The organism is Pseudomonas sp. SDT291_1_S447 (assembly GCF_054070155.1).
The window spans coordinates 1-10,734 of the sequence record NZ_JBSVXS010000148.1; the positions used below are offsets into that span (position 1 = coordinate 1).

The following is a 10,734-nucleotide window of genomic DNA, read 5'->3' on the forward strand; positions in this document are numbered from 1 at the left end:
GAGTGCTGATGGACACACCCCCATCGCGAGCAGTCTCACTCCTACAGGGGGAAGCGGTGCACTGAAAATGGGTTGCCATGTGGGCTGCTATGCTGGTTTGACCGTGTTGCATTGACGCCGAGCGCCAGCCAAGAGAGAGCCCGTCATGTCCCAGTTGCCGTCCCTGAGCCAGTTACGCGACCCTGATGCCTTCCTGCGCCGTCACCTCGGCCCCGACGCTGCCGAACAACAGGCGATGCTCGACAGCCTCGGCCTCGGCAGCCGGGTCGAACTGATCGAGCAGACCGTGCCGCCGGGCATTCGCTTCAATCGCGCACTGGATCTGCCGCCCGCCCTCGATGAACAGGCCGCGCTGGCCAAACTGCGCGGTTACGCCGAGCAGAACCAGGTCTGGACCAGTCTGATCGGCATGGGTTACCACGGCACACTCACGCCGACCGTCATCCTGCGCAACGTGCTGGAAAATCCCGGCTGGTACACCGCGTACACGCCCTATCAACCGGAGATCGCCCAGGGCCGGCTCGAAGCGCTGCTGAATTTTCAGCAGTTGACCATCGACCTCACCGGGCTCGAATTGGCCAACGCCTCACTGCTCGATGAAGCCACGGCAGCGGCGGAAGCCATGGCGCTGGCCAAGCGTGTGGCGAAGTCGAAGAGCAACCTGTTTTTCGTCGATGAGAACTGTCATCCGCAAACCATTTCCGTGGTGCAGACCCGCGCCGAAGGCTTCGGTTTCGAGCTGATCATCGACGCTGTGGATAACTTGAAACAACATCAGGTGTTCGGTGCGTTGTTGCAGTACCCCGACACCCACGGCGAGATTCACGATCTGCGGCCATTGATCGATCACCTGCATGCGCAGCAAGCGCTGGCCTGCATCGCCACTGATTTGTTGAGTCTGCTGTTGCTGACGCCGCCGGGTGAGCTGGGCGCCGATGTGGTGTTCGGTTCCTCTCAGCGTTTTGGCGTGCCGATGGGTTATGGCGGGCCGCACGCGGCGTTCTTTGCCAGTCGGGAGGAATACAAACGGGCGATTCCGGGGCGGATCATCGGTGTGTCGAAGGACGCCCGGGGCAACGTGGCGCTGCGCATGGCCCTGCAAACCCGTGAGCAACATATTCGTCGTGAGAAGGCCAATTCGAACATCTGCACCGCACAAGTCCTGCTGGCCAACATCGCCAGTTTCTACGCGGTCTATCACGGCCCGGAAGGCTTGAAACGCATCGCCCAGCGTGTGCACCGGTTGACCTGCATTCTGGCGGCGGGGCTTGAGCGCAAAGGCATCAGCCGGGTCAATACGCAGTTCTTCGACACGCTGACGCTGGACGTCGGCGGTGCGCAAACCGCGATTATCGAGAGCGCCCAGGCTGCACAGATCAACCTGAGGATTCTCGGGCGTGGGCGGGTCGGGCTGAGTCTCGATGAGACCTGCGATGAACGCACCGTGGCGAAACTGTTCGATGTACTGCTCGGTGCCGATCACGGGCTGAACGTCGACGATCTCGACGCCGAAGTACTGGTTTCCGGCATCCCCGACAACCTTCAGCGCAAGACGCCTTATCTGCGCCATCCGGTATTCAACGCTCATCACAGCGAAACCGAGATGCTGCGCTATCTCAAACAACTGGAGAACAAGGATCTCGCGCTTAACCAGTCGATGATCCCATTGGGCTCGTGCACGATGAAACTCAACGCCACCAGCGAAATGATCCCGATCACCTGGCCGCAATTCGCCAACCTGCATCCGTTCGTGCCGCGTGAGCAGGCAGTGGGTTACACCTTGATGATCGAAGAACTGGAGCGCTGGCTCTGCGCAATCACCGGGTTCGATGCGATCTGCATGCAGCCCAACTCCGGCGCCCAGGGCGAATACGCCGGGCTGCTGGCGATCCGCAAATATCATGAGAGCCGACAGCAGGGCGCGCGGGATATCTGCCTGATTCCGTCCTCGGCTCACGGTACCAACCCGGCCTCAGCGCAAATGGCCGGGATGCGTGTGGTGATCGTCGAGTGCGACGAGGCCGGCAACGTCGATCTGGAAGATTTGAAGTCGAAAGCCGCCGAGGCTGGGGATAAGTTGTCGTGCCTGATGGCGACCTATCCGTCGACCCATGGTGTGTACGAGGAGGGCATCAGCGAGATCTGCGAGGTTATCCACAAACACGGCGGTCAGGTGTACATGGACGGCGCCAACCTCAATGCGCAGGTCGGGCTGGCGCGGCCGGCGGACATCGGCGCCGACGTGTCGCACATGAATTTGCACAAGACCTTTTGCATCCCCCACGGCGGTGGCGGCCCGGGCATGGGGCCGATCGGCATTCGCGCGCACCTGGCGCCGTTCGTCGCCAATCATCCGGTGGTGCCAATCGATGGGCCGTTGGCGCAGAACGGCGCCGTCAGCGCGGCGCCATGGGGCAGCGCAAGTATTTTGCCGATCAGTTGGATGTACATCGCCATGATGGGGCCGCAATTGGCGGACGCCAGTGAAGTGGCGATCCTGGCGGCGAATTACCTGGCGCAGCATTTATCCGGCGCGTTCCCGGTGCTGTATACCGGGCGCAACGGGCGCGTGGCCCACGAATGCATTCTCGATCTGCGGCCATTGAAGGCGCTGACCGGTATCAGCGAAGAGGACGTAGCCAAGCGTCTGATGGATTACGGTTTCCATGCGCCGACCATGTCCTTCCCGGTGCCGGGGACCTTGATGGTCGAGCCGACCGAGAGTGAATCCAAGGCTGAACTGGATCGCTTTATCGGTGCGATGCTGAGCATTCGTGCAGAAATCACCGAAGTGCAGAACGGCAACTGGCCGGCCGAGGACAACCCGCTGAAACGAGCGCCGCATACCCTGGCGGATGTCACCGGGATTTGGGAGCGGCCCTACAGCATCGAGCAGGGCATTACCCCGGATGCGCACACCAAAGCGCACAAGTATTGGCCGGCGGTGAATCGGGTCGACAATGTCTATGGCGATCGCAACCTGTTCTGCGCCTGTGTCCCGGTGGACGACTACCGCTGACATTCAGACTGTATGCAGTCCTTGTGGGAGCGAGCTTGCTCGCGAAGACGGCGTGTCAGTCGCCGCATATTTCGGATGTGAAATTGCCTTCGCGAGCAAGCTCGCTCCCACAGGGTTTTGTGCTGGGCTCAGAAGACAGGCAAAAAAATGCCGCTCGATTGAGCGGCATTTTTCTTTGCGAACGGCTTACTCGGAAGCCACGGCGTTCTTCGCCAGAATCGCATTCGCCAGTTCCATGTCCGACGCCTGCAGGCCCGGATTGTCGGCGCGAACCTTCTGCATCGCTGCTTCCAGATACGGCCCGCGAATGCCGCCGTCACTGGCAACGAAACTGCCGGCATCGTCCTGTGCGGCGATGATCAGCTTGTGATCCTTGAAGGTCAGGTAGGTCGAACCGGTGGTGGCACCGGACGAGATGACGTTACGCCAAAAGCTGTCCGCCATGGCCGAACCAACGGGAAGGGACAGCAAGGCCAGAGTGGCGACAGCAAGTTTGAGACGCATGATGAGATGACTCCTGGGGGTTAACTAGGGCCTTGGATCGCCATTTCCCCGATCCGGTTCCATGGTGACTTATTTCTGCTCGCTCTGCGGCGTCACCCGTAGCACTTCCTCTACTGTGGTCAGCCCTGCCGCAACCTTCTGCGCGCCGGACAAACGCAAACTGCGCATGCCTTCCTTGAACGCCTGCCGCCGAATCGCGGTGAGGTCGGTGTCCGGGGTGATGAAGGCTTTGAGGCTGTCGCTCAGTTGCATGATTTCGTAGACCCCGGCGCGGCCGCGATAGCCGGTATCGCGACACTCCACGCAACCAATGGCACGTTGCGCGTTGCCCGGCAGCGGCGCTTGCCACGGGCGTGTCAGGGTTTGCCAGTCTTCGTCTTCGAGCGTCAGCGGCGCCTTGCAATGCGGACACAAGGTGCGCACCAAGCGCTGGGCCATGACCCCGAGCACGGTGGCTTTGATCAGGTAATGCGGCACGCCGAGTTCGAGCAGGCGGCTGATCGCGCTGGGGGCGTCGTTGGTGTGCAGCGTCGACAGCACCAAGTGCCCGGTGAGCGCCGCCTGAATCGCCATTTCGGCGGTTTCCAGGTCGCGGATCTCACCGATCATGATGATGTCCGGGTCTTGCCGCATCAGTGCACGCACCCCGGCGGCGAAGCTCAGGTCGATATTGTGCTGCACCTGCATCTGGTTGAACGCCGGCTCGACCATTTCGATCGGGTCTTCGATGGTGCAGAGGTTGACCTCAGGCGTCGCCAGTTTTTTCAGCGTGGTGTACAGCGTAGTGGTCTTGCCCGAGCCGGTCGGCCCGGTGACCAGAATGATGCCGTTGGGCTGGCGGGTCATGTCTTGCCAGCGCCTCAGGTCATCGGCGCTGAAACCCAACTGGTCGAAATCCTTGAGCAGCACTTCAGGGTCGAAAATCCGCATGACCATTTTTTCGCCGAACGCGGTGGGCAGGGTTGAAAGCCGTAGCTCCACTTCGCCGCCGTCCGGGGTCTTGGTCTTGACCCGGCCGTCCTGCGGTTTGCGCTTCTCGGCGACGTTCATTCGCCCGAGGCTTTTCAGGCGACTGACAATCGCCATGGTCACCTGTGGCGGGAATTGATAGACGTTGTGCAGCACGCCGTCGATGCGAAAGCGCACCGTGCCTTGTTCACGCCGTGGCTCGATGTGGATATCGCTGGCACGCTGCTGGAAGGCGTACTGGAACAGCCAGTCGACGATGTTGACGATGTGCGCGTCGTTGGCGTCCGGCTCCTGATCGCTGGCGCCGAGGTTGAGCAGTTGTTCGAAGTTGCCGAGGTTACCGCTCTGCTGATCGCCATTGCTGGCGCCGCTGACCGATTTGGCCAAGCGGAAGAACTCGACGCTGAAGCGCTGGATATCCGCCGGGTTGGCCACCACCCGCTTGATCGGCAGCTTCAATACGTGGGTGAGATCGGCTTCCCATCCGGTGACGTAAGGCTGGGCACTGGCCACGGTGACCGAGTCGCGGTCGACCGCTACGGCGAGAATCTTGTGCCGTTGTGCGAAGGCGTAAGACATCAACGGCGTGATCGCGGCGACGTTGATTTTCAACGGATCGATGCGCAGGTACGGCTGACCGGCCTGCTGCGCCAGCCACAGGGTCAGGCTTTCCAGATCGAGGTGTTTGCCTGGACGGCTAAGGTCATCGAGTTGCTGACTGGCGATGAACTCCAGCGGATGCATCTGGCCGTGGGCGGCGTGACGGCGACGGGCGTTCAGCGCCTGCTCCGCCGAGTCCTGGCCGATAAAGCCTTGGGCGACCAGTTCACGCAGCACCTCGTTGAGTTCCAGCCAGCGGTCCTGAGTGGCGAGTTGAACGGACATGCGGGCTTCCTTTTGAGCGACAGTGCGCAAAAGGATAGTCGTGGCCCCGCAGACCGTTGGGCCACTACCCGACGAAGCCGTTGCCGGATTTGTCAGCCAGCGGCTTGCGCGGGTGCATCCCAGAAGCTGTCGGCGTTTTGCAGGTTCACCGAGCAAACGCTGATCAAGTTACGAAGTTTTTCCGCGATCACTTGCGCGCGATGCCAACTGAAACCGCCCATGACAATGTCGATCGACATCAAGTCATCCATGCGCTGCACGTTGACCTGTTCCGGTGTGAGGAATTGCAGTGCGAACAGGTTGAGCACCCGCACCAGCAAGTCCGGCTCAGCCTCGGCGAGAATCTGATACTGCGCGAGGCAATGGGCGTTGCTGACGTTCCAGACATCGGCGCGGGTTGGCGCGGTGGTTACGGCTTCGAGGTGCGGCATGGCGGGTCTCCAAAATCTCTGGAGGAATTTTTACATTCGGTGCGGGGTATTTCTTGGCTATGATCGGCGTTATTGATGATTGATCGATTGGATCAATTCGTATAGTGCGCTATTTGAGGTTTTTTTATGCACAGCGAACTGGACGGCTACGACCGCAAGATTCTCGCCCTGCTGCAGGAGGATGCTTCCCTGTCGAGCGCGCAGATCGCCGAGCAGGTCGGCCTGTCGCAATCGCCGTGCTGGCGGCGGATTCAGCGGATGAAGGAGGAGGGGATCATTCGTGGCCAGGTGACTTTGCTCGATCGCAAGAAGATTGGCCTGAATACGCAGATCTTTGCCGAGATCAAACTCAACGCGCACGGGCGTTCGAACTTCACTGAGTTCACCGAAGCGATTCGCGGCTTTCCGGAAGTGCTGGAATGTTATGTGCTGATGGGCGCGGTGGATTTTCTGTTGCGCATCGTCGCGGCAGATATTGAGGCGTATGAGCGGTTTTTTTTCGAGAAGCTGTCGCTGGTGCCGGGGATTCAGGAGGTGAATTCGATTGTGGCGCTGTCGGAGATCAAATCCACCACGAGTTTGCCTGTCTTGCGATAAAGCAAAAGATCGCAGCCTGCGGCAGCTCCTACATGGGGCGGGTGTACACCCTGTAGGAGCTGCCGAAGGCTGCGATCTTTTAGCGGTATTACATGCGCAGGAGCATTTTCCAGGCGCGATTCTGGTAAACCGCAATCGCCTGCTGCTTGCGTGCGTCGAGCAGTTCGTCAGTGATCGTCGGCTCGTTGGCCAGTTGCGCCAGTTTGTTCAGCTCGCCGTACAAGCGATCCATTTCCGGGATTTCCAGCACATTGCGTGCATGGTGCAGCCAGACCTGAATGCGCTCGATACGCGGCAGTTGTTCAGCCAGATCTTCCGGCTGCTGCTGATAACGCTGCAACTGCAGGGCCGTGGCTTCTTCGCCCAATGTGCGCGGCAACCAGCTGTGCAACTGCGCGCCACCCTGACGGTTGCCACGCACGTTGCGCTCGGCGGTCCAGGTGCGGGCCAGCAACCAACGCGAAGTGTTCAGCGAGAACAAGCCCCAGCGCGGGTCTTCGAGTTCTTCGATGAACTGCTCTGGCGCGGCTTTGCGCACGTCTTCGTCTTCGATACCGGCCTGCACCAGCGGGCGCCAGTCTTCCAGCAACGCATCCAAAGCAACGCGCAAGTCGTGGGTCGACTGACGCGGCGCGGCCTGGCCGAGGCTGCTGAGCAGGGCGCGCATTTCCGCGAGGTTTTCGACCCAGTCAAGCAACAGGCGCCAGTGACCGTTGAAACGGTACTGTTCGGCCAGACGCTGGCTGCTGCCGAGCAAGTGCCAGCTCAGCGCGGCGAAGGCGTCGTCGAGTTGGGTTTCCGGGGTCAGCTCCGGCGCCGGCAGGCTCAGCGAGTAGCTGTTGGCGTCGTACAGACGATAACCGCGCTCAGCCTTGCTGATGTCGCACGGCATCAGCGCCAGGGTTTCCGCCAGTTCAGCGGCCAGTTCCAGCAGCGCGGCAGGCTCGCCTTCGCGCAATTCCAGTTCCAGTTCGCAGATTTCTTCTTTCTGCTTGCCGACGACAACGTGACCAAGATCCAGCGCGGCTTCGATGACCACTTTGCTCTTGCCACGACCCCAGGCGATTTCGGCGCGCTCGCGGACGAAATCGGTGGTGAAGATCGGCTTGAGGGTTTTCTTGTCCAGTTCGGCCAGCGACTCGGGCCAGCATTCGCCGTCGAGTTTCTTCACGTCGAGCTTGGCTTTCGGCAACTTCCAGTCGTACTCGTTACGCTCGGACAGACCGGCGACGCTCTGGCCACGGGTCTTGAGGGTCTGAATCACTTCGTCACCGTCCTTGCGCAGGCGCAGGGCGACTTTGGCCTGAGCCAGATCGCGCTCGGGGGTGTCGAAGTACTGGTTCATCAACTCACGGCGTTCCCAGCCACTTTTGTTGCGTTTTTTCAGTAACGGGTGCTCGCGCAGAGCGGCGAGGGTTTCGCGGCTGACGCGGAGTTTGATTTCGGTTTCTTTCTGCATGGCCGGAAAATCCAGGATCGGGAGCGCAGCCGGGGAATATGTGGCTGCCAAGGCCGTGCAGTGTACAGGACTGATTCGTCCTACGCCCTGCGGCGGTTTATTCCTGACGCCGGATGGTTCTATGATGGACTTCAAATCGGGAGTTGGAGTCAGCGATGCCTTTGCCGTCCATGCAAGACCAGTTCGCTGCGCTGATCGCCGCGCCGTCGGTCAGCTGTACCCAACCAAACCTCGACCAATCCAATCGCGCGGTGATCGATTTGCTCGCCGGCTGGCTGGGGGATCTGGGTTTCAGCTGCGACATCCAGCAAGTCAGCCCCGGCAAATTCAACCTGCTCGCCAGTTTCGGCAGCGGCCCTGGCGGGCTGGTGCTGGCCGGACACAGCGACACGGTGCCGTACGACGATGCGTTGTGGCAGACCGATCCGTTGAAGCTCACCGAGGTCGATGGCCGTTGGGTCGGGCTGGGCAGTTGCGATATGAAAGGCTTCTTCGCGCTGATCATCGAAGCCGTGCGGCCGCTGCTCGATCAGCCGTTCAAGCAACCGCTGCTGATCCTCGCCACCTGCGATGAAGAAAGCTCGATGTCCGGCGCCCGCGCGCTGGCCGAGGCCGGGCGTCCGCTGGGCCGCGCAGCGGTGATCGGCGAGCCGACCGGGCTCAAGCCGATCCGCATGCACAAAGGCATCATGATGGAGCGCATCGATATCCTCGGGCAGAGCGGCCATTCGTCGGATCCGCGCCTGGGCCACAGCGCCCTCGAAGCGATGCACGATGCGATCGGCGAACTGCGCGGCCTGCGCCTGTTGTGGCAACGTGAATTCAACAACCCGCAGTTCAGCGTGCCGCAGCCGACGATGAACTTCGGTTGCATCCATGGCGGCGACAATCCCAACCGCATCTGCGGCCAGTGCTCGCTGGAGTTTGATCTGCGACCGCTGCCCGGCATGGACCCGAAAGTCCTGCGCGCGGAGATTCTGCGCAAGCTCAATCCGGTGGCTGAGCGGCATCAGGTGAAGATCGACTACAAGCCATTGTTCCCGGAAGTGCCGTCGTTCGAGCAGGCCGAAGACGCCGAACTGGTGCGCATCGCCGAAAAGCTCACCGGTCATAGCGCCGAAGCAGTAGCGTTCGGCACCGAAGCGCCTTATCTTCAGCGCCTTGGCTGCGAAACCATCGTGCTTGGCCCCGGCGACATTGCCTGTGCGCATCAGCCCGGCGAGTACCTTGAAATGTCACGTTTGCAGCCTACCGTGCATCTATTACGGCAACTGATTGAACATTACTGCCTGAAGAATTGAACGCCTCCCTTGTAGGAGTTGCCGAAGGCTGCGATCTTTTGCTTTTGTTCTGAAGATCAAAAGATCGCAGCCTGCGGCAGCTCCTACAGGGGAGTCGGTAAATTAGTGGGAATCCAACCCGTATTCATGAGGAGAGCGCGCGTGTCGCCAAGCCTGTTCCGACGATAACCATCAGCCCGCTGTGCGTTTTCCGTTTCGCCCCTTTTTAGGCTGCTATTTATTACAGGCCCAGGTTCATGCCCGAATACGTCAATTGGCTTCGTCACGCGTCCCCTTACATCAATGCCCACCGCGATTGCACCTTCGTCGTCATGCTTCCTGGCGACGGCGTCGAGCATCCGAATTTCGGCAACATCGTTCACGACCTTGTCTTGCTGCACAGTCTCGGCGTGCGCCTGGTGCTGGTGCACGGTTCGCGCCCGCAGATCGAAACTCGCCTCGCTGCTCGTGGCCTGACCCCGCATTACCACCACGGCATGCGCATCACTGATGCCGCAACCCTGGAATGTGTAATCGACGCGGTCGGCCAGTTGCGCATCGCCATCGAAGCGCGTTTGTCGATGGACATGGCGTCGTCGCCGATGCAGGGTTCGCGTTTGCGCGTGGCCAGCGGCAACCTCGTCACCGCACGGCCGATCGGCGTGCTGGAAGGCGTCGACTATCACCACACCGGCGAAGTGCGCCGGGTCGACCGCAAAGGCATCAATCGCTTGCTGGATGAGCGTTCGATCGTACTGCTGTCGCCACTGGGCTACTCGCCGACTGGTGAAATCTTCAACCTCGCCTGCGAAGACGTCGCTACCCGCGCCGCCATCGACCTGGGCGCGGACAAACTGCTGCTGTTCGGTGCTGACCTCGGCCTGATCGATGAGAACGGCAAACTGGTGCGCGAACTGCGTCCACAGCAAGTGCCGGCACATTTGCAGCGCCTTGGCAGCAACTATCAGGCGGAACTGCTCGATGCTGCCGCCGAGGCTTGCCGGGGCGGCGTGGCGCGCAGTCATATCGTCAGTTATGCCGAAGACGGCGCGCTGCTGACCGAGCTGTTCACCCGTGATGGCGGCGGTACGCTGGTCGCGCAGGAGCAATTCGAACTGGTGCGCGAGGCGGCAATTGAAGACGTCGGTGGTTTGCTCGACTTGATCAGTCCGCTGGAAGAACAGGGGATTCTGGTGCGTCGTTCGCGCGAAGTGCTGGAGCGTGAGATCGAGCAGTTCAGCGTGGTCGAGCGTGAAGGCATGATCATCGCCTGCGCGGCGCTGTATCAGATTGCCGATTCCGACGCCGGTGAGCTGGCGTGCCTGGCGGTGAATCCGGAGTATCGCCATGGCGGTCGCGGTGATGAATTGCTGGAGCGCATCGAAACCCGAGCGCGGGCGCAGGGTTTGAAGACCTTGTTCGTCCTCACCACGCGCACCGCGCACTGGTTCCGCGAGCGTGGGTTCGAGCCAAGCAGCGTCGAGCGCCTGCCAGCAGCGCGGGCGTCGCTGTACAACTTTCAGCGTAATTCGAAGATCTTCGAAAAAACTCTGTAACCGAGGCGCTCCATTCGCGAGCAGGCTCGCTCCC

At 60.9% G+C, this 10,734-nt stretch carries 8 protein-coding genes; 4 read left to right on the forward strand and 4 right to left on the reverse strand.

All coding sequences use genetic code 11. The features are described 5' to 3' along the window. The first annotated feature begins 145 nt into the window (after positions 1–145). The gene (gene gcvP / locus ACW9IR_RS26345; protein ID WP_457465564.1) at positions 146–3,019 is read left to right on the forward strand and encodes an aminomethyl-transferring glycine dehydrogenase; all 2,874 of its coding nucleotides are present in this window, start codon (positions 146–148) and stop codon (positions 3,017–3,019) included. A 186-nt stretch (positions 3,020–3,205) separates the two neighbouring features. Here gcvP and ACW9IR_RS26350 read toward each other — a convergent pair whose 3' ends face one another. The 3 genes from ACW9IR_RS26350 to ACW9IR_RS26360 form a co-directional block, all read right to left on the reverse strand. Further along, positions 3,206–3,526 (reverse strand): DUF2388 domain-containing protein, encoded by a 321-nt coding sequence (locus tag ACW9IR_RS26350; protein WP_174245147.1) that lies wholly within the window; start codon positions 3,524–3,526, stop codon positions 3,206–3,208. 66 nt (positions 3,527–3,592) lie between these two features. Beyond that, a complete protein-coding gene (locus tag ACW9IR_RS26355) occupies positions 3,593–5,377 on the reverse strand; it encodes a GspE/PulE family protein (RefSeq protein WP_095119877.1) in 1,785 nt (594 codons plus the stop codon). A gap of 92 nt (positions 5,378–5,469) precedes the next feature. Next, positions 5,470–5,808, reverse strand: coding sequence for a hypothetical protein (locus tag ACW9IR_RS26360; RefSeq protein ID WP_150793162.1), 339 nt, complete (start codon positions 5,806–5,808; stop codon positions 5,470–5,472). 126 nt (positions 5,809–5,934) lie between these two features. Between ACW9IR_RS26360 and ACW9IR_RS26365 the strand changes: the two genes are divergently transcribed. After that, a complete protein-coding gene (locus tag ACW9IR_RS26365) occupies positions 5,935–6,405 on the forward strand; it encodes an Lrp/AsnC family transcriptional regulator (protein WP_457465566.1) in 471 nt (156 codons plus the stop codon). A gap of 88 nt (positions 6,406–6,493) precedes the next feature. Here the strand turns inward: ACW9IR_RS26365 and ACW9IR_RS26370 are convergent, their stop codons facing one another. Next, on the reverse strand, positions 6,494–7,864 hold the full coding sequence (locus ACW9IR_RS26370) for a CYTH domain-containing protein (protein WP_457465568.1): 1,371 nt from the start codon (positions 7,862–7,864) through the stop codon (positions 6,494–6,496). 155 nt (positions 7,865–8,019) lie between these two features. Between ACW9IR_RS26370 and argE the strand changes: the two genes are divergently transcribed. Both argE and argA read left to right on the forward strand, forming a co-directional pair. Next, positions 8,020–9,165 (forward strand): acetylornithine deacetylase, encoded by a 1,146-nt coding sequence (argE, locus tag ACW9IR_RS26375; protein ID WP_160042277.1) that lies wholly within the window; start codon positions 8,020–8,022, stop codon positions 9,163–9,165. Between the two features lie 236 nt (positions 9,166–9,401). Beyond that, positions 9,402–10,700, forward strand: coding sequence for an amino-acid N-acetyltransferase (gene argA, locus ACW9IR_RS26380; RefSeq protein ID WP_095119881.1), 1,299 nt, complete (start codon positions 9,402–9,404; stop codon positions 10,698–10,700). Positions 10,701–10,734: the final 34 nt, after the last annotated feature.

Excerpts from the sequence above, each read along its gene's own strand:
- gcvP (WP_457465564.1), top strand. The coding sequence starts at position 146 with ATGTCCCAGTTGCCGTCCCTGAGCCAGTTACGCGACCCTGATGCCTTC.
- ACW9IR_RS26365 (WP_457465566.1), top strand. The coding sequence starts at position 5,935 with ATGCACAGCGAACTGGACGGCTACGACCGCAAGATTCTCGCCCTGCTG.
- ACW9IR_RS26360 (WP_150793162.1), bottom strand. The coding sequence starts at position 5,808 with ATGCCGCACCTCGAAGCCGTAACCACCGCGCCAACCCGCGCCGATGTC.
- argA (WP_095119881.1), top strand. The coding sequence starts at position 9,402 with ATGCCCGAATACGTCAATTGGCTTCGTCACGCGTCCCCTTACATCAAT.
- argE (WP_160042277.1), top strand. The coding sequence starts at position 8,020 with ATGCCTTTGCCGTCCATGCAAGACCAGTTCGCTGCGCTGATCGCCGCG.
- ACW9IR_RS26370 (WP_457465568.1), bottom strand. The coding sequence starts at position 7,864 with ATGCAGAAAGAAACCGAAATCAAACTCCGCGTCAGCCGCGAAACCCTC.
- ACW9IR_RS26355 (WP_095119877.1), bottom strand. The coding sequence starts at position 5,377 with ATGTCCGTTCAACTCGCCACTCAGGACCGCTGGCTGGAACTCAACGAG.